The organism is Yoonia vestfoldensis SKA53, assembly GCF_000152785.1.
Classification (GTDB): Bacteria; Pseudomonadota; Alphaproteobacteria; order Rhodobacterales; family Rhodobacteraceae; genus Yoonia; species Yoonia vestfoldensis_A.
In genome coordinates, this window is record NZ_CH672414.1 from 2,682,756 (window position 1) to 2,700,647 (window position 17,892).

A 17,892-nucleotide genomic window follows, 5' to 3' on the forward strand; every position below is an offset into this window, starting at 1 on the left:
GGGAAGACCCGGGCAATTCCGCCCCAATAATACGGCTGGCACGCATCAGACCGTTGGACAAAGTATAAATCTGAAGGAGACACCAAATGCGTCACGCAAGCGGCTACCGCAAGCTGAACCGGACCCACGAACACCGCAAGGCGATGTTCGCCAACATGGCAGGGGCCCTGATCGAACACGAACAGATCAAGACGACACTGCCCAAGGCCAAAGAACTGCGCCGTATCGTCGAAAAGCTGGTCACCCTTGGCAAGCGCGGCGATCTGCATGCCCGCCGTCAGGCCGATGCCCAGCTCAAGCAGGATATCCACACAGCCAAGCTGTTTGAAATCATCGGGCCACGTTATGCCGAACGTCACGGTGGCTATGTGCGCATCATGAAAGCCGGTTTCCGCTATGGCGACATGGCCCCGATGGCGATCATCGAATTCGTCGACCGCGACGTGAATGCCAAAGGTGCTGCCGACAAGGCCCGTCTGGCCGAGTTCGAGGCGATGGAGGATTAATTTCCCCGCCACGATCTGATTTTTTGCAAAGCCCTGCCAGACTGGTGGGGCTTTCGCTTTTTCATGGAAAGCCTATCATCCGCCCATGCCCGACCTGTTCGACAGCGCCCCGAACACCGCCCCCGCAGGCCCCCGCCCGCTGGCGGATCGGCTGCGCCCAAAGCGGCTGGCAGAGGTGATCGGCCAGCAACAGGTACTTGGTACCGATGCGCCCTTGGGGACCATGCTGGCGTCGGGGTCTTTATCGTCGCTGGTGTTCTGGGGGCCGCCCGGTGTGGGCAAGACCACGATCGCGCGGTTGCTGGCGGATGAAACCGACCTGCATTTCGTCCAGATCAGCGCTATTTTCACCGGCGTGCCGGAACTGCGCAAAGTGTTCGAGGCCGCAAAGATGCGCCGCCAGAACGGCAAAGGTACCTTGCTGTTCGTCGATGAAATCCACCGGTTCAACAAGGCGCAGCAGGACGGTTTCCTGCCCTATATGGAAGACGGCACGATCCTGCTGGTCGGCGCCACGACCGAAAACCCCAGTTTCGAGCTGAACGCCGCATTGCTGAGCCGCGCGCAGGTGTTCATCCTGACCCGCCTGACGCTGGCCGATCTGGAATTGCTGGCACAACGTGCCGAACAGGAAATGGGGCGCGCGCTACCGCTGGATGGCCCTGCGCGCGAGGCGCTATTGGACATGGCCGATGGCGATGGTCGCGCGCTACTGAACCTGATCGAACAGGTCGCGGCGTGGAAGACAGAGACGAAACTGACCCGTGACGACCTGACCAAGCGGTTGATGAAACGCGCGGTGAAATATGACAAATCCGGCGATGAACATTACAACCTGATTTCCGCATTGCACAAATCGGTGCGCGGGTCGGACCCTGATGCAGCACTTTACTGGTTTGCGCGGATGCTGGCGGGGGGGGAAGACCCGCGTTACCTTGCCCGCCGCATCACGCGCATGGCGGTCGAGGATATCGGCCTTGCTGATCCGCAGGCGCAGGCGGTGTGTCTGCAAAGCTGGGAAACCTATGAACGGCTGGGATCGCCAGAGGGTGAATTGGCGCTGGCGCAGGCGGTGACCTATCTCGCGCTCGCGCCGAAATCGAATGCTGCCTATGTTGCCTACAAGGCGGCACTGGCGGCGGCAAAACAGACAGGGTCCGAACCGCCGCCTGCCCATATCATGAACGCACCGACCAAGTTGATGAAAGAACAGGGGTTCGGCGCAGGCTATGCCTATGACCACGATGCCGAGGACGGGTTCAGCGGGCAGAACTATTTCCCCGAGACGATGAAGCGCGGCATCTACTACCTGCCCGTGGATCGCGGGTTTGAACGCGAGCTGAAGAAACGCGTCGATTTCTTTGCCGGATTGCGCGCCAAGCGGGGCAAGAATTGACATCTGCGCGCCGACAGGCCAAGGCAGGCCGATGATGATACCTGTGATCTCTGTGGCTCTTGGTGGGGCAATTGGCGCTGTGCTGCGCTTCCTTGTGGGGATGGCGGTGCCATTTCCCATGGGTACGCTGGTCATCAACGTGCTGGGGTCATTTCTGATCGGGCTGGTCTGGATATTGTTGGCCGCGCGCGGATTGCAGAACTGGATACCCTTTGTGATGATGGGCCTTCTGGGCGGCTTCACCACCTTTTCGACATTCTCGCTCGACACGTTGCGCCTGATTGAAGCGGGCCGCATCATGGCAGCGAGCAGCTATGTGCTGGCGTCGGTATTTGTATCAATTGCGGCCTGCGGATTGGGCCTGTGGCTTGCCAAAGGAATGACGACATGAGCGGTGTACACACCAGAACCATCGGCCCCGACGACGGCGATCAGCGGCTGGACCGCTATCTGCGCCGCCTGTTCCCGCATCTGACCCAAGGGCGCATCGAAAAGCTGTGCCGCAAGGGCGAATTGCGCGTCGATGGCGGACGGGTGAAAACCAGCACGCGGCTCGAAGTTGGCCAGAAAGTCCGCATCCCGCCCTTGCCGACCGAGCAAGAGGCGGCAGCCGCCGCCACCCTTGCCCGCCACGGTGTGACCAAGGCGGATGCAAAGCTGATCCAGTCCTGCGTGATCTACCGCGACGATCATATCATCGCGATCAACAAACCGCATGGTTTGGCCACCCAAGGCGGCACCAACACCACCCGCCACGTCGATGGCATGGCCGAGGCGCTGATGTTCGGCTATGACGAAAAACCGCGTCTGGTGCATCGGTTGGACCGCGACACATCGGGCGTGCTGCTGCTGGCGCGCACGCGGATGATGGCCAAGCAATTGACAGAGAACCTCAAGCACCGCGAGACGCGCAAGATTTACTGGGCCGCTGTCGCCGGTGTGCCGCATCCGCGCGCAGGCACGATCAAATACGGGCTGGTCAAGGCCCCCGGCCACGGTAAGGGCGGCGAGAATGAAAAGATGCGCTGTGTGCATCCAAACGAGATTGCCAGCACCGAAGGCGCGAAACGCGCAACATCCGATTATGCCGTGATGGATACGCTGGCCAGCCGTGCCGCCTGGTGCGCGCTGGTGCCGATCACGGGGCGTACCCATCAATTGCGCGCCCATATGGCCGAAATCGGGCATCCGATCATTGGCGATGGCAAGTATGGCGGGTCGGGGCAGGAAAACCTTGGCGATGGCTGGGGTGCCAGCATGGGCAGCGAGATCGGGCGCAAGATGCATCTGCATGCCCGCAGCCTGACCATCGAACACCCCGCCACCGGCAAGACGCTGCATCTGACCGCCGATCTGCCAGAGCATATGCAGAACACGTGGGATTTCGTGGGCTGGATCGTCGGCCATGCCCCCGTTGATCCGTTCAACATGCCCGATGCGTGACCTGCGCCTTGTGATCTTTGACGTGGACGGCACGCTGGTTGACAGCCAGGCCGAGATCGTCGCCGCCATGACCGCCGCCTTTGCCGCCGAAGGGCTGGTTTTGCCCGACCGCAAGCGGCTGTTGTCGATTGTCGGCCTGTCGCTGGACGTGGCGATGCTGCGGCTTTGCCCTGATCTGCCGCCTGACAGGCACGCCCGTTTGGTTCAGGGGTATAAGGATGCATACATGCACCTTCGCGGTGCTGATGGCAAAGGCGAGCTGAGCCCGCTTTACCCCGGTGCGCGGGCGGCTCTGGACACATTGGCGGGGCAGGACCACACGCTGCTGGCCGTGGCCACCGGCAAATCGCGGCGGGGCCTCGACAAGATTTTGGAACGCCACGGGTTGCGCGGCATGTTCCACAGCGAACAGGTGGCCGATGATCACCCGTCCAAGCCGAACCCGTCGATGATTCTGACCGCGCTGAACGAGACTGGCACCGATGCCCGCGCCGCCGTAATGATTGGCGATACCACCTTTGACATGGATATGGGGCGTGCTGCGGGCGTGCACACCATCGGTGTGTCCTGGGGCTATCACGATGCCGACAGCCTGCGACCCGATCTGCTGATCGACGATTTTGCCAACCTTCTGCCTGCCATCGACCAACTGACCGGATCACACCCATGAGCGACTGGAAACCGAAACGATTCTGGAAAGCCGCCACGCCCCAGGCCTGCGACGGCGGCTTTACCGTGACTTTGGACGGCCGTCCGGTGAAAACACCGGCCAAGGCCGCATTGATCGTGCCGACCCTGCCCTTGGCCGAAGCTGTGGCGCAGGAATGGGATGCGCAGACCGGTCTTGTCGATCCGCGCACCATGCCGGTGACCCGCAGCGCCAATGCAGCGATCGATAAGGTCCGCACACAGCGGGCCGAGGTGATCGGCCTGTTGTCGGAATACGGCGGCAGCGATCTTTTGTGTTACCGCGCGCCCGCGCCGGACGGGTTGGTCATGCGCCAGCGGCAGGTTTGGGATCCGCTACTGGACTGGGCGGCGCGCGATCTTGGCGTGACGCTGACCATTGGCGAAGGCGTCGTGCCAGTGCCGCAACCCGCTGAAAGCCTTGATATTTTGCAGCGCGAACTGGACTATGTCGATGATTTCGGGCTTGCTGCGGCGCATGACCTGATCAGCCTGTCAGGGTCGCTGATTCTGGCTTTTGCCGTGATGCGCCGCCATCTGGACGCCGCCCGCGCCTGGGACGTGTCGCGCGTTGATGAGGACTGGCAGACCAGCCAATGGGGCGTTGATGAGGATGCCGCTGCGGCCGCTGCGGTCAAGCGCGCGGCCTTTTTGCATGCCGAAAGATTCTACCATCTGTCGCGCCCTGAACAGAGGTGGCACTGATCTGTGCATTTGTCCTGTGAATTGCCTGTTTTGAGGGCATTTGCGTCGCTCATGATGCGAGTTTCGCTTGACCGAGTGGTGTTTCATCGGACAATCTAGGCAAACTCGGACAAGGGCTATGCCTTTGTAAAAGTCGTCACCTGCAAAGGGTGGCTTAAAAACTGGCTGCCGAATGAATCGGCGGAAACTCAGGAAGAGGTAAAAATGACAAAAACCGTATTTATCGGCGCGTTGGCCGTCGCTGGCTTGACCGCCGGTATCGCATCGGCAGCAACGCTGGATGACGTCAAGGCGCGTGGTTCTTTGAAGTGCGGATCGAACGAAGGTCTGGCCGGTTTCGCCGCACCCGATGCGAACGGCAACTGGGAAGGTTTCGACGTGTCGCTGTGCCGCGCGATTGCAGCCGCTGTGCTGGGTGACGGGCAGGCCGTTGAGTTCGTGCCACTGACAAGCCAGACCCGCTTTACCGCGCTGGCCGCTGGCGAAGTCGATGTGCTGGTCCGCAACTCGACCTGGACCTTCACGCGCGACACCGATCTTGCGCTCGATTTCCCTGCGATCAACTATTACGATGGTCAGGGCTTCATGGTCCCACGCGCGCTGGGTGTGTCCTCGGCGGCCGAACTTGATGGTGCCACCGTCTGCATCCAGACCGGTACCACGACCGAACTGAACCTGGCCGACTATTTCCGCGCCAATGGTATCAGCTACGAGCCCGTGCCCGTTGCCACCAATGCCGAAGGTCAGCAGCAGTATCTGGCCGGTGCCTGTGACGTCTACACCACCGATATTTCGGGTCTTGCCGCGACGCGCGCAACATTCGAAGCACCCGGTGACCACGTGATTCTGCCGGAAGTCGTTTCCAAAGAACCACTGGGCCCCGCAGTGCGCCACGGTGACAATGCATGGGGTGATATCGTTCGTTGGACAACCCACGCTCTGGTCGCTGCCGAAGAATACGGCGTGACAAAAGCGAACGTGGCTGAACTGGCTGCGGCACCAACCGACAACCCAGAGGTCAACCGTCTGCTCGGCACCGAAGGTGAGCTGGGCGCGATGATCGGCCTGGACGCAGATTGGGCCGTGAAGGTGCTGTCTGTTGCTGGTAACTATGGCGAAATCTTTGAAGCGAACATCGGTGAATCCACCGCTGTTGGTCTGGCACGCGGTCTGAACGCGCAGTGGACCGACGGTGGCCTGATGTATGGCGGCCCGTTCCGTTAATCGCTGATTGCTTGGGGTCCGGCCTTGGCCGGGCCCCTTTCATCATCCTATCATCCGATATTCTGACCTTTGGCGGGCAAGATCGTTCTTGTTCCCCTGTTGTTGTATCCAGACAGAGGACTGCGCATGGCAGACATTTCTGATCACCCGCGCGAAACATTCCGCATCAGTATGTTACTTTACGATGCGCGCTACAGGTCGCTGACCATTCAGGTGGTCGCAGCCATGCTGATCATGCTGTTCCTGGCGCAACTGGTTGACAACACCGTCACCAATCTTGCTGTTCTGGGCAAGGACATCAGTTTCAGTTTCCTGTGGTCCACAGCTGGTTATGATATTAACCAGCAGATCATCCCCTTCACATCGCAGGACACGCATGCGCGCGCCGCCTTGGTGGGGATTCTCAACACGCTGCTGGTGGCAGTGTTGGGCTGTATTCTGGCGACCGTGATTGGCGTTTTCGCAGGCGTGTTGCGCCTGTCGAAGAACTGGCTCGTCGCCCGTGTGATGACCTTTTACGTCGAATGCATGCGCAACACGCCGCTGCTGATCTGGATCCTGATCGTTTTCGCCGTGATGACTGAAGCCACCCCGCAGCCGCGCGATTTCCGTGAAGGCGGGACAGCGGCCATGGTGTTTGCAGACAGTGTCGCGGTCACTAACCGCGGTGTCTTCATTCCGCGCCCGATCTGGGCCGACGGCTCTGGGATCGTTGTCGCCTTTCTGATTTTGTCGATCATCGGAATTTTCGTGCTGCGCTATGTCGCGCGCAAACGCCAAGAAGACACGGGCCAGCAGCTGCCCGTGCTGCGATTGTCGCTGGCAATGTTGATTGTGCCTGTGACGCTGGCGTTCTTTGCAGTGGGCCGTCCCATCACGCTGGAATATCCTGAATTGGGCGGTTTCAATTTTGAGGGCGGCTTGCAAGTACGCAATTCGTTCATCGCGCTGTGGCTCGCGTTGTCGCTTTATACATCCGCCTTTATCGCGGAAATCGTGCGGTCCGGTATTCTGGCCGTGTCGAAAGGCCAGACAGAGGCCGCCTTTGCGCTGGGCATGCAGCCAAATCGCACCATGCAGCTGATCATCCTGCCGCAGGCGCTGCGTGTGATCATCCCGCCGCTGATTTCACAGTTCCTGAACCTGACCAAGAACTCGTCCTTGGCGCTGGCCGTGGGGTATATGGACGCGCGGTCCACCTTGGGCGGCATCACCGTCAACCAGACCGGACGCGAATTGGAAGGGATCTTGCTGTTGGGGATATTCTATCTGATCACCAGCCTGATCATTTCATCGGCCATGAATTTCTACAATTCCGGCGTCAAGCTGAAGGAGCGCTGAGATGACCAGCACATCAAAAGTCGCCTATGTCCGCACCGACATGTTGCCCGAACAGGCACCGCCGCCCGGTGTGGCCGGTCCGGTGAAATGGCTGCGCGAGAACCTGTTTTCGGGGTGGTTCAATTCGCTGATGACGATTCTGGCGATCTATGTCGTCTGGTCGGTGCTGTCGGGCACGCTGCCTTGGGTCTTCAACGGGATCTGGGATGCAGGATCGTTGAACGAATGCCGTGAAATCCGTGATGCGCGCGGGCTGGAAAGCGCAGCATGCTGGGCGGTGATCAACGAACGCTGGTTGCAGATGCTGTTCGGTTTCTATCCGACGGATAATCCGGTACTGGCACGGCTGTTCTATGCCGAAGAACTGGCCGCCGCCGGCGGCGCAGAGGTCGTGTTCGGCGGTGGTTTCAACGCGACCCAGCAAGTCGAATTCATTTCCGCGATGAAAGACGACGTCAGCAATGCGGCGATCTTTTTCTTTGGATATTGGCGTCCGCTGGCCGCGCTGGGCTTGCTGGTCGTTGCCGTCGCACCGGTGCTGTATTCCAATCTGCCACGCAGTCTGCTGATCTTTTCGCTGGCCTATCCGTTCATTGCGTTTTTCCTGCTCTGGGGCGGGTCGGTGTGGTTGCCGGTGCTGGTGGCACTGGGCCTTTTGGCGACGGTCATGGCGGGGCGTTATGCATCTGCCTTTGTCGGCAGTCTGGGCGGGCTGATCGTGTCGCTTGTGGTCTTTGCGATCATCTTTATGAACCCGCTGGGCGCGATTGGCGTCGACGGGCTGTTCCCCTTGCTGCCACAGCTGCGCGGTGCGCTGGATGGTGTGATGCCATGGGGTCTGCCCTATACCGCATCCGAGAATTTCGGCGGCTTCATGCTGGCCATCATCATCGGGACGTCCGGCATCGTGCTGTCGTTGCCTTTGGGCATCGCGTTGGCGCTGGGGCGGCAATCGTCGATGCCGCTGATCAAATGGGTCTGCGTGTCGTTCATCGAGGTGATCCGCGGCGTGCCGTTGATTGTGTGGCTGTTCACTGCATCGACGCTGCTGAACTATTTCCTGCCACCCGGCACCACGTTCGACCTGCTGTTGCGGGTGATCATCATGGTCACGCTGTTTGCCTCTGCCTATCTGGCCGAGGTGGTGCGCGGCGGTCTGGCTGCCTTGCCCAAAGGGCAATACGAGGCGGCAGATTCACTGGGCCTGGATTACTGGAAATCCATGCGGCTGATTATCCTGCCGCAGGCGCTGAAAATATCGATCCCCGGGATCGTGAACACCTTTATCGGGCTGTTCAAGGATACCACGCTGGTGGTGTTCATCGGTCTGCGTGACCCGCTGGGCCTGACCAATGCGATCCGCGCCACCAGTGAATGGAACGGCATCTACTGGGAACTGTACATCTTTGTGGGGGGGCTGTTCTTCATGTTCTGCTTCTTCATGTCCCGTTATTCAATGTATCTGGAGCGTCGTCTCCGGACTGACCACCGCTGAGGAGAGACGATCATGGCCCAAGTTGAACTGGATAGCGTCGGGACGACCCGGCTTGCCGCGAATGTCTCTGACGAGGTGGCAATTGAAATCCGCAACATGAACAAATGGTACGGCACGTTCCATGTGTTGCGCGACATCGACCTGACGGTGCAGCGCGGCGAACGGATCGTCATTGCGGGGCCTTCGGGGTCTGGCAAATCGACGTTGATCCGCTGCATCAACGCGTTGGAAGAGCATCAAAAAGGTCAGATCACCGTGGATGGCACGGTGCTGTCGTCCGACCTCAAGAACGTGGACCGTATCCGGTCAGAGGTTGGGATGGTGTTCCAGCATTTCAACCTGTTCCCGCATCTGACCATTTTGGAAAACTGCACGTTGGCCCCGATCTGGGTCCGCAAGATCCCCAAGCGCGAAGCCGAAGAGATCGCGATGCATTTTCTGACCAAGGTCAAGATCCCCGAACAGGCGCTGAAATATCCCGGTCAGTTGTCCGGCGGCCAGCAGCAGCGCGTCGCCATCGCGCGGTCCTTGTGCATGCGCCCGCGCATCATGCTGTTTGACGAACCCACTTCGGCGCTTGACCCTGAAATGATCAAGGAAGTGCTGGATACGATGGTCAGCCTTGCCGAAGACGGCATGACCATGCTGTGTGTGACCCATGAGATGGGTTTTGCCCGTCAGGTGGCGAACCGTGTGATTTTCATGGACCAGGGGCAGATCGTCGAGCAGAACGAGCCTGAAGAGTTCTTCAACAATCCGAAGTCCGAACGGACCAAGCTGTTCCTGAGCCAGATCCTCGGGCATTGAGGGGTCGGATTAAGAAATTTCTAGCCTCCGGCGGGGATATTTAGGCTCTGAAGATGGGCAGGTCGCCGGGGGTTATGAAGGCGGTGCAGTTGCCGCTGTGGCGGGTGGCATTGCCCCAAACCGCGATGTCGAATGTGATCACGCAGGTGGCGCAGGTCGGATAATCGCCAAACCGCGGATGCGCGGGGCGCTGCTTGATCATTCCTTCCGCGAGCATGGCGATACCGGGGTTATGCCCGATCATCGCAACGCTGCGCACGGTCTGCTTGCGCAGCAGGTCCAGCATCGTGTCGGGGCTGGCGTGGTAAAGCGCAGGCACCAGTTGTAGCGCCGGTGTCGGTGTCAAATGCGGCCGGATCAGCGCCGCGGTTTCCTGCGTGCGGGCTGCATCGGAACATAGCACGACATCGGGCACATGCCCCTGTGCGGTCAGCCATGCACCGATGGCAGGTGCGGCCGCGCGCCCACGGTCGTTCAGCACCCTTGCGTGATCATCCATGAAAGGATCGTCCCAGCTGGATTTCGCATGGCGGATCAGGATCAGCGTCAGGGTCACAGGAAAGACCTCATGTGAAAGGCGGCATGGGTGGGCAGGCGTGTACCCTGGCCCACGGGGCAGGTGCGGCGTGCGGCGCAGCCTTGTGTCATGCAATCCTGTCCTGCTGGGCTGCGCAAGTGGTCCTTGCAAGCTGTGACATCATAGCCGCCGGCAAAGGCCCCCACAGGGCAGGCATTGGCGCAGGGCTGGTCTGTGCAGCTATCGCAGGGGCGTGGGCTGGTTGAAGGGCTGGCGACCCAAGGCACCAGCAGCGCCATCCGGTAGGAGATGAACAATCCACCTGTGTCATGCACCAGAAACCCGATAGGTGACGCCCAGGCCCGCCCCGACCGCAGCGCCCATGTATAAAACGGCAGGAACGGCGCACCGCCGAATGGGTAAAGCGCCAGCGCGCCGAAATCCTGTGCCAGCGCATCACCGATCCGCCGCGACCAGCGGTCCATCGGGTCGGATTGGCCGTCGTGGTATTCGGTGGTGGCGGTGAAGATTGGCCAGAACGCGGGTTCTGCGGGGCTGATCAGGATCAGTGATCCATCTTTGCGCGGCAATGCGTCATCGGCGCTGATTTGAAACGCGCCCGCGACTTGCAGCCCGTGCAAGGCGAGTGCATCGTCAAGCGCGCTGCCCGTCATCGTCAGCGCGGTTCGCGGATGATCGAGCCTGCGCCATGTTCGGTGAACAATTCCAGCAGGCTGGCATTCGGCAAGCGCCCGTCAAGGATGACCACCGCACGCACGCCCTGTTCCACCGCCATCAGCGCGGTTTCGGCCTTGGGGATCATGCCGCCGCTGATGGTGCCATCGGCGATCATCGCGCGGACCTGATCGGGGGTCAGCTGTGTGACAACTTCGCCGCTGGCATCCTTGATGCCGGGTACATCGGTCAACAACAGCAGCCGGTCCGCCTTGAGAGCGCCGGCAATAGCACCCGCCGCCGTGTCGCCGTTAACGTTGAAGGTTTCCAGCATGTCCATGCCGGTGGCCACTGGGGCCACGACGGGGATGATGCCTGCGGCGTTCAGATCGCGCAGCACCTGCACGTTCATTTCCACGGGACGGCCGACAAAGCCCAGTTCGGGGTTCAGCGCCTCGGCGACCATCAGGTCGTCGTCCTTGCCCGACAGGCCGACAGCGCGCCCGCCTTCGTCCATGATTGCCTGCACGATGCGTTTGTTGACAAGGCCGGTCAGCACCATTTCGACGACTTCGACCGTGTCCTTGTCGGTCACCCGCTGGCCGCGCACGAATTCGGTCTTGATCCCCAGCTTGTCCAGCATCTGGTTGATCATTGGGCCGCCGCCATGCACGACAACAGGGTTCATACCGACCTGTTTCATCAGCACGATATCGCGGGCGAATTCGGCCATCGCATCGGCGTCGCCCATGGCATTGCCGCCGAATTTCACCACAACGACAGCGCCGGAATAGCGTTGCAGATAGGGCAGGGCCTCGGACAGGGTGCGGGCGGTCGCGATCCAGTCACGGTTCATGTCAGGGGTCCTTTTCTTCATGATATCCCGGCGATGATGGCGCGCAATGTGGGGATGCCTTCGCCTTTTTCAGCCGAGGTCAAGATCAGCTCTGGATAGGCGGCGGGGTGTTTGACCAATGCTGCACGGGTCTTGGCCAATGATTCTGCCAAGGCATCGCCACGCAGTTTATCAACCTTGGTCATCACGACTTGGAAGGTCACCGCAGAGGCGTCAAGCAGCGACATGATTTCTTCGTCCACGGCCTTGGCGCCATGGCGCGCGTCGATCAGCACGAAAACGCGGCGCAGGGTCTGGCGGCCTTGCAGGTATTGTTTCAAAAGCCGCTGCCATTTTTCGACTACTGCGACAGGCGCATTGGCAAAACCATAGCCCGGCAAATCGACGACATAGATGTCGCCCGCGGTGAAAAAGTTGATTTCCTGTGTGCGCCCGGGGGTGTTGGACGCGCGCGCCAATCCCTTGCGGCCAGTCAGCGCATTGATGAGCGAGGATTTGCCCACGTTGGACCGGCCTGCAAAACACACCTCGATCCGGTCGGCGGGCGGCAGGCCGTCCATGGCGACGACACCTTTGACAAAGGTGGTTTCGCCCGCGAACAGCATGCGCCCAACCTCGATGCTGGCATCGTCAGGCGTGGCAGCTTCGGGAAAGCGCAGTTCCATATCGGTTCATTGATCCTATTTGTCAGGCTTGCTGTCCGCATCCGGCTTTTTGCGTTTCAGCCCGGATTTGATATTGCCGAACACATCGGGTTTTGCCCCGTGGCTGCGCATGATCGCATATTGCTGCACGAACGTGATGCAGTTGTTGGCAATCCAGTACAGCACCAGACCGGATGCAAAGCCGCCCAGCATGAACATGAAGACCCATGGCATCCAGGCAAAAATCATCTGCTGCGTCGGGTCGGTTGGGGCTGGGTTCAGTTTCTGTTGCATCCACATCGAAATGCCCAGCAGGATCGGCAGCAGACCGATAAAGATCAGCGACAGGATTGATCCCGGATCGGGTGCCGCGTAGGGCAGCAAGCCGAAAAGGTTAATAAGCGACGATGGGTCAGGCGCGCTGAGGTCGTCGATCCAGCCGATCCATGGCGCATGCCGCAATTCGATGGTCACAAAGATCACCTTGTACAGCGAAAAGAAGATCGGGATCTGCAACAGGATCGGCAGACAACCCGCCGCCGGATTGACCGTGTTTTCCTTGTAAAGCTTCATCATGCCTTGCTGCATGGCCTGCCGGTCATCGCCGGCACGTTCCTTCAGCTTTTCCATTTCGGGCTGCAGTTCTTTCATCCGCGCCATCGAAACGTAGGACTTGTAGGCCAGCGGCAGCACCAGTGCCTTGAGGATGAGCGTCAGCGCCAGAATGGACCAGCCCATGTTGCCGATGATGATGTTCAGGTTATGAAGCAGCCAGAAAATCGGTTTGGTCAGGAAAAAGAACCATCCCCAATCGATGCTGTCGATAAAGCGATCCACGCCAGTTTCGTTTTCATAATGGGTGATCGCCTCCCATTCCTTTGCGCCTGCGAACAAGCGTATGGTGACGGTGGCGGTCTCACCTGCGGGAACCACGCTGGGGGGCATCACGGCCTCGACCTGATACAGATCGCGCGCTTCGAAATATTTGGATGTGGACCGGAACGGCGTGCCTGTTGCAGGGATCAGCGTGGTCATCCAGAAATGGTCGGTATAGCCAATCCATCCGGATTGTTGCACATCGATCCGGTCAGCCAGCGTCCGTTCGCGTTCGTCGAATGTGTGATCGGTGATGTTGCTATAGCTGGTTTCTTCCAGCTCGCCGTCGGACATCCGCACCAGACCTTCGTGCAGGATGAAGAACCGTTTCGCGTCAGACGGCTCGCCATGCCGGCGCACAAGCCCGTAGGGCCGCGCGCTGACGGTCTCGGTGCCGACGTTCTGGATGCTTTGCGCAAAGCTGAACATGAATAGGTCATCGACCGAAATTTCGGTGCGGAAAATCTGGCCTGCGCCATTGTCCCAGACCAGGGTCACCGGGGTGGATGGCGTCAGTGTCTCGCCGGTTTCGACGGACCAAATCGTGTCGGGGCCGGGGACTGCGGCGGGGTCGATGCCGTCGGTCGCTGTCCAGCCGAACGCCGCGAAATAGGCGTCAAGTTCGCCGACAGGGCGCAACAGGCGCACGATTGGCGCGTCCTCATCCAGCGTTTCACGGTAATCGGTCAGCGCCAGATCGTCGATCCGGCCGCCCAGCATGGAAATCGATCCGGTCAGTTCGGGTGTCTCGATCGCGATGCGCGCCACGTCGGGTGCTGTCTGTTCGACAATGGCGGGCGAAGTGGCGTCGGGTGTTACCGGATCGGCCAGCGGCACGGTCGGATCAACGGATTGGGTTGCAACCTGAGCCGCAGGATCGACAGCAATCTCTTCGGGCGGGAACAGCAGCGTCCACGTCATGATCACCGCAAAGCTGAGAAGCGTCGCAAGGATGAGGTTACGGTTCTGCTCGTTCATCTGAAAACACCTGTTTCCCACATCAATTATCAGCGCCGTTCAACCTGTCGGGGCGACAAAGGTCAAGCGGTTTTCAGGAAAAGGCAGCCCTTTGGGGCAACAGAACACGCAAGTTTGCACAAGCATCGGCCGGACGGATCCGCCGTGCCGATGTTTCAGCTTTTCTTGCGACCCAGCACATCCCAGCCCGCAAGGGCAAGGGTGATCGCGGCGATCACTGCGATATCCAGCCTTTCCAGCTTGATAACAAGGATTGCAATGAAGCCGAAAAGCATGATGAAGGCGAAAATCGCCAAGCCGCGCTCAAACATTGGTCACTACTCCGCTCGTTTTTTTGAGTTCACTTGTCAACCACCGCGCCGTGCGCAGTAATCGGGCGTCATTGCCCCGGCGGCCCACCACCTGCAGACCCATTGGCAGGCCTGTCGAGTCCTCGAACAATGGCAGCGTCACAACCGGTACGCCGCATAACGTCCACAGCCCGTTATACACAGCACTGCCCGTCGATGACAGCCCTGCAGGGGCAGATGTGGGTGTTGCGGGGCAGATAATCGCGTCACAACGGGCAAAGATTTCGTCCAGCGCCGCGTTCAGCAGCTTTGGCCAGTCGAGCGCGGCGAGGTAGTCGCGCGCCAGCACGGTCTTGCCCGCGTCGATCGCGGCCAGCGTGATATCGGATAGCTGCTGGCGCCCGCGTCGTTCATAAGCATAATAGCATTTCGCCATTTCGGCAAAATTGATCCGCTCGCGGATCTCGGCCGCTTCGTCGAAGAGTATTGGCAGGGTCAGGGCAAAAACATCCTCGCCCAGAATATCCGACAATTCCTGCATGGCGAGCGCCATATCCTCGGAAGGGGCCGTGTCACCGGGCATGTGGGCCATAAGTGCCAGCGTCGGTCGCACCGGCACGTCCGACAAAGCGGTGGCAAGCAGGCGCGGTGGTGCCGACAGCGTGGTGGCGTGATCAGCGGGATCGTCGCCGCACAGCACATCGGCCAGCATCGCCACACCGGCCACGCTTGTCGCAAAGACCCCGACAGTGTCGAGCGATGGCGATTGCGACAAGATACCTGTGCGCGGGATCATCCCAAAGCTGGGTTTAAAGCCCACGACACCGCAATAAGCAGCGGGTCGGATGACCGATCCACCCGTTTGTGTGCCGATGGCAAGCGGCACCATGGCCGCACCGACCGCCGCCGCAGAGCCCTGCGACGATCCGCCGGGCGTGTGGTCGGGGTTAACTGGATTGCGGGTCTTTCCCGGTGCGACATAGGCCAGCTCGGTCGTGACCGTCTTGCCCATCACATAAGCACCCGCCGCCTTGAGCTTGCGCACGATCACAGCGTCTTCGGTCGGAACACGGCCTTTGTCGATGATCGTGCCGTTTTCGGTCGGTATGCCGTTGGTATCGATGATGTCTTTCAACGCCACTGGCAGGCCGTGCAACGGGCCGACCGGACGGCCCGTCTTGCGCTGGGCATCAAGCCGCCCTGCCTGCGTCATCACATGCTGTTCATCCAGCCAGGCCCAAGCCTGCACATCTGCTTCGCGTCGCTTGACCTGCTCGATACAGGCTGCCGCCAGATCAGCCGCACGCATGGCGCCCGATGCCAGCCTGTCGCGCATGTCCAGCGGATCAAGCGTGATCAAGCTGTCACCCAGCCGCGCCGGAGTGGCGTTATCGTGTGCCATAAATCGCATCCGGCAGCGCGAAGACCAGCGCAGGGAACTCATACATCAAGAACATGCAGATAAAGACCATGCCCAGATAGGGCATCACACCCTTGAAGATATGTGAAAGCTGCACCGAAGGTGGGGCGATCCCCTTGAGATAATAGGCCGACATCGCCATCGGCGGGGTCAGGAACGATGTCTGCAGGTTCAGCGCCACAAGGATGCCAAAGAACAGCGGATCAACCCCGAACAGCGGCAAAAGCGGCAGGAAGATCGGCACGAAGATGATGATGATTTCCGACCATTCCAACGGCCAGCCCAGCAAAAAGATGATCAACTGTGCAAGGATCAGGAACTGGAACGGTGTCAGATCGAACCCCATCACGAATTCCGAGATCAGGTGTTCACCACCCAGATACGAGAAGACGGACGAGAATGTGTAGGACCCGACGAACAACCAGCAGACCATCGCCGTGGTGCGCACCGTCAGATACACGCTTTCGCGCAGTTTCTGATAGCTCATCGCGCGGTAAGCGGTCGCCAGCACCATGCCACCCAAGGCACCGATCGACGCGGCCTCGGTCGGGGTGGCCAGACCGAACAAGATTGACCCCAACACGGCAAGGATCAGGAACGCCAGCGGAAAGATCGATGTCATCAGCATCCAGGCAAGCTCGCCAAACGGGACGTCAGGCACTTCTTCCTTGGTCGGTCTGGGGGCCACGCTTGGCTGCAGGATCGACCGGCCGATGATATAGGTCAGGTAAAGTCCGACCAGAACAAGGCTGGGGTAAAGCGCTGCGGCATAAAGCCGGACGATCGACACGCCGGACGCCGCCGCATAGACGATCAGCATGATCGACGGCGGGATCAGGATGCCCAACGTGCCGCCTGCGCAGATAATGCCAGACGCAAAGCTGGTGTCATAGCGTGCCTTGAGCATGGCTGGCAGCGCCAGCAGGCCCATCAACGTCACGACCGCACCCACGATGCCGGTCGATGTGGCGAACAAGGCGCAGGTCACAAGGGCTGCAACACCCATCGAGCCGGGCATGCCCTTGGCCGCGATGTTCAGCGTCGTGAACAGCCGGTCAACGATGTTGGCGCGTTCGACGACATAGCCCATGAACAAAAACAGCGGCACGGCGGTCAGAACTTCGTTCGACATGACCGTGTAGGTCTGGTTCACGAACAGATCGAAGATCCTGTTGTTGTAAAACCCCTCGATCCAGGCGGTAAAGGATGTCCATCCATCCGTATCCTCGGCCAGGCGGTTAAAGGTGCGCCACATCCGATCTGGTTCGTAATAGGCATAATAGCCAAACCCGATTCCCATCGCCATCAGCGTGAATGCGATTGGAAAACCAAGAAAGACGAGGACAATGAAGATGCCAAGCATCATCAGGGCAACTTGCGGATCAGTCACTTGCTATACTCCGTAAAATGGGGACCTGGCGCCCTGAGCGCACTCACTGGCCTTGCGCCGCTTTTTCAGCGGCTTGTTTGATCAACAGATCTTCTGTTTCCATGACGTCCTCGGCGGCGCGGCGCCAGTATCCTTCGCGGATGCAAAGAATACAGCGAAACACTTGTGCCAGACCCTGAAACAAAAGCAGGATGCCTGCGACGACGATGATGGTCTTGAATTGATAGATCGGCACGCCCGCAGGGCTGTTGATGCTGACCTCGGCATAGCTCCATGACCGCGCGGCATATTTCCAGCCTGCGAAGATCAGCGCCAGAACGCCGGGAAAGAAGAAAAGGACGTAAAGCACAAGATCGACCTTGGCTTGCGTCTGCACTTTCCAGAGCCGATAGATGAAATCGCCGCGGACATGGCCGCCGCGCGACAGGGTATAGGCCCCGCCCATCATGAACAGCGTCCCATACATGATGAATGATACATCAAGCGCCCATGGTGTCGGCTTGTTCAGGAAGTATCGCATGAACACTTCAAAGCTCATGCCGAAGGTCATCATGATGATAAGCCAGGCAAAAGCCTTGCCGAAGTAACCCGACAGCTTGTCGGCAAATTCAATATAGCGGATCATGATTATTCCCCTTCATG

19 protein-coding genes are annotated in these 17,892 nt (G+C 59.7%); 10 read left to right on the forward strand and 9 right to left on the reverse strand.

The genetic code is table 11. The features are described 5' to 3' along the window. The first annotated feature begins 86 nt into the window (after nt 1-86). From rplQ to SKA53_RS13095, 10 genes are all read left to right on the forward strand, one after another. On the forward strand, nt 87-506 hold the full coding sequence (rplQ, locus tag SKA53_RS13050) for a 50S ribosomal protein L17 (protein ID WP_007206632.1): 420 nt from the start codon (nt 87-89) through the stop codon (nt 504-506). Between the two features lie 85 nt (nt 507-591). Further along, nucleotides 592-1,902, forward strand: a complete 1,311-nt coding sequence (locus SKA53_RS13055; RefSeq protein WP_007206633.1) for a replication-associated recombination protein A — start codon at nt 592-594, stop codon at nt 1,900-1,902. A gap of 31 nt (nt 1,903-1,933) precedes the next feature. Further along, nucleotides 1,934-2,293, forward strand: a complete 360-nt coding sequence (gene crcB, locus SKA53_RS13060) for a fluoride efflux transporter CrcB (RefSeq protein ID WP_007206634.1) — start codon at nt 1,934-1,936, stop codon at nt 2,291-2,293. After that, a complete protein-coding gene (locus SKA53_RS13065) occupies nt 2,290-3,345 on the forward strand; it encodes an RluA family pseudouridine synthase (RefSeq protein ID WP_007206635.1) in 1,056 nt (351 codons plus the stop codon). Before crcB ends, SKA53_RS13065 begins: the two co-directional genes overlap by 4 nt. Beyond that, entirely contained in the window at nt 3,338-4,015 is a 678-nt protein-coding gene (locus SKA53_RS13070; protein WP_007206636.1) for an HAD-IA family hydrolase, read from the forward strand. Before SKA53_RS13065 ends, SKA53_RS13070 begins: the two co-directional genes overlap by 8 nt. Beyond that, the gene (locus SKA53_RS13075) at nt 4,012-4,737 is read left to right on the forward strand and encodes an ATP12 family chaperone protein (protein ID WP_007206637.1); all 726 of its coding nucleotides are present in this window, start codon (nt 4,012-4,014) and stop codon (nt 4,735-4,737) included. The genes SKA53_RS13070 and SKA53_RS13075 overlap by 4 nt, the downstream gene beginning before the upstream one ends. 204 nt (nt 4,738-4,941) lie before the next feature. Beyond that, on the forward strand, nt 4,942-5,961 hold the full coding sequence (locus tag SKA53_RS13080; RefSeq protein WP_007206638.1) for an amino acid ABC transporter substrate-binding protein: 1,020 nt from the start codon (nt 4,942-4,944) through the stop codon (nt 5,959-5,961). A 126-nt stretch (nt 5,962-6,087) separates the two neighbouring features. Continuing rightward, nucleotides 6,088-7,302, forward strand: a complete 1,215-nt coding sequence (locus SKA53_RS13085) for an amino acid ABC transporter permease (protein WP_007206639.1) — start codon at nt 6,088-6,090, stop codon at nt 7,300-7,302. A 1-nt stretch (nt 7,303) separates the two neighbouring features. Further along, complete coding sequence (locus tag SKA53_RS13090; protein WP_007206640.1) at nt 7,304-8,797, forward strand: amino acid ABC transporter permease; 1,494 nt, start codon at nt 7,304-7,306, stop codon at nt 8,795-8,797. Nucleotides 8,798-8,809: 12 nt separating this feature from the next. After that, a complete protein-coding gene (locus SKA53_RS13095) occupies nt 8,810-9,604 on the forward strand; it encodes an amino acid ABC transporter ATP-binding protein (RefSeq protein WP_007206641.1) in 795 nt (264 codons plus the stop codon). Between the two features lie 40 nt (nt 9,605-9,644). On the opposite strand, the gene SKA53_RS13100 is transcribed toward SKA53_RS13095, so the two are convergent. The 9 genes from SKA53_RS13100 to SKA53_RS13135 form a co-directional block, all read right to left on the reverse strand. Continuing rightward, complete coding sequence (locus SKA53_RS13100; protein ID WP_007206642.1) at nt 9,645-10,160, reverse strand: SixA phosphatase family protein; 516 nt, start codon at nt 10,158-10,160, stop codon at nt 9,645-9,647. Continuing rightward, a complete protein-coding gene (locus SKA53_RS13105; protein ID WP_007206643.1) occupies nt 10,157-10,795 on the reverse strand; it encodes a hypothetical protein in 639 nt (212 codons plus the stop codon). The genes SKA53_RS13100 and SKA53_RS13105 overlap by 4 nt, the downstream gene beginning before the upstream one ends. A gap of 2 nt (nt 10,796-10,797) precedes the next feature. Continuing rightward, nucleotides 10,798-11,652 (reverse strand): acetylglutamate kinase, encoded by an 855-nt coding sequence (gene argB, locus SKA53_RS13110; protein WP_431607686.1) that lies wholly within the window; start codon nt 11,650-11,652, stop codon nt 10,798-10,800. A gap of 17 nt (nt 11,653-11,669) precedes the next feature. Beyond that, nucleotides 11,670-12,317 carry a ribosome biogenesis GTP-binding protein YihA/YsxC gene (gene yihA, locus SKA53_RS13115; RefSeq protein ID WP_007206645.1) on the reverse strand — a complete coding sequence of 216 codons (648 nt, stop codon included), beginning with the start codon at nt 12,315-12,317 and terminating at the stop codon, nt 11,670-11,672. 15 nt (nt 12,318-12,332) lie between these two features. Next, nucleotides 12,333-14,150: a membrane protein insertase YidC gene (gene yidC / locus SKA53_RS13120; RefSeq protein WP_007206646.1), complete on the reverse strand. Its 1,818-nt coding sequence runs from the start codon at nt 14,148-14,150 to the stop codon at nt 12,333-12,335. A gap of 155 nt (nt 14,151-14,305) precedes the next feature. Further along, nucleotides 14,306-14,461, reverse strand: a complete 156-nt coding sequence (locus tag SKA53_RS15605; protein ID WP_007206647.1) for a hypothetical protein — start codon at nt 14,459-14,461, stop codon at nt 14,306-14,308. Further along, nucleotides 14,454-15,842 (reverse strand): amidase, encoded by a 1,389-nt coding sequence (locus tag SKA53_RS13125; protein ID WP_007206648.1) that lies wholly within the window; start codon nt 15,840-15,842, stop codon nt 14,454-14,456. The genes SKA53_RS15605 and SKA53_RS13125 overlap by 8 nt, the downstream gene beginning before the upstream one ends. After that, the gene (locus SKA53_RS13130; RefSeq protein ID WP_040482984.1) at nt 15,829-17,250 is read right to left on the reverse strand and encodes a TRAP transporter large permease; all 1,422 of its coding nucleotides are present in this window, start codon (nt 17,248-17,250) and stop codon (nt 15,829-15,831) included. The genes SKA53_RS13125 and SKA53_RS13130 overlap by 14 nt, the downstream gene beginning before the upstream one ends. A gap of 43 nt (nt 17,251-17,293) precedes the next feature. After that, a complete protein-coding gene (locus SKA53_RS13135) occupies nt 17,294-17,875 on the reverse strand; it encodes a TRAP transporter small permease subunit (protein WP_007206650.1) in 582 nt (193 codons plus the stop codon). Nucleotides 17,876-17,892: the final 17 nt, after the last annotated feature.

Excerpts from the sequence above, each read along its gene's own strand:
- yihA (WP_007206645.1), bottom strand. The coding sequence starts at position 12,317 with ATGGAACTGCGCTTTCCCGAAGCTGCCACGCCTGACGATGCCAGCATC.
- SKA53_RS15605 (WP_007206647.1), bottom strand. The coding sequence starts at position 14,461 with ATGTTTGAGCGCGGCTTGGCGATTTTCGCCTTCATCATGCTTTTCGGC.
- yidC (WP_007206646.1), bottom strand. The coding sequence starts at position 14,150 with ATGAACGAGCAGAACCGTAACCTCATCCTTGCGACGCTTCTCAGCTTT.
- SKA53_RS13075 (WP_007206637.1), top strand. The coding sequence starts at position 4,012 with ATGAGCGACTGGAAACCGAAACGATTCTGGAAAGCCGCCACGCCCCAG.
- crcB (WP_007206634.1), top strand. The coding sequence starts at position 1,934 with ATGATGATACCTGTGATCTCTGTGGCTCTTGGTGGGGCAATTGGCGCT.
- SKA53_RS13065 (WP_007206635.1), top strand. The coding sequence starts at position 2,290 with ATGAGCGGTGTACACACCAGAACCATCGGCCCCGACGACGGCGATCAG.
- SKA53_RS13095 (WP_007206641.1), top strand. The coding sequence starts at position 8,810 with ATGGCCCAAGTTGAACTGGATAGCGTCGGGACGACCCGGCTTGCCGCG.
- SKA53_RS13125 (WP_007206648.1), bottom strand. The coding sequence starts at position 15,842 with ATGGCACACGATAACGCCACTCCGGCGCGGCTGGGTGACAGCTTGATC.
- SKA53_RS13135 (WP_007206650.1), bottom strand. The coding sequence starts at position 17,875 with ATGATCCGCTATATTGAATTTGCCGACAAGCTGTCGGGTTACTTCGGC.
- SKA53_RS13090 (WP_007206640.1), top strand. The coding sequence starts at position 7,304 with ATGACCAGCACATCAAAAGTCGCCTATGTCCGCACCGACATGTTGCCC.
- rplQ (WP_007206632.1), top strand. The coding sequence starts at position 87 with ATGCGTCACGCAAGCGGCTACCGCAAGCTGAACCGGACCCACGAACAC.
- SKA53_RS13070 (WP_007206636.1), top strand. The coding sequence starts at position 3,338 with ATGCGTGACCTGCGCCTTGTGATCTTTGACGTGGACGGCACGCTGGTT.
- SKA53_RS13055 (WP_007206633.1), top strand. The coding sequence starts at position 592 with ATGCCCGACCTGTTCGACAGCGCCCCGAACACCGCCCCCGCAGGCCCC.
- SKA53_RS13080 (WP_007206638.1), top strand. The coding sequence starts at position 4,942 with ATGACAAAAACCGTATTTATCGGCGCGTTGGCCGTCGCTGGCTTGACC.
- argB (WP_431607686.1), bottom strand. The coding sequence starts at position 11,652 with ATGAACCGTGACTGGATCGCGACCGCCCGCACCCTGTCCGAGGCCCTG.
- SKA53_RS13085 (WP_007206639.1), top strand. The coding sequence starts at position 6,088 with ATGGCAGACATTTCTGATCACCCGCGCGAAACATTCCGCATCAGTATG.
- SKA53_RS13105 (WP_007206643.1), bottom strand. The coding sequence starts at position 10,795 with ATGACGGGCAGCGCGCTTGACGATGCACTCGCCTTGCACGGGCTGCAA.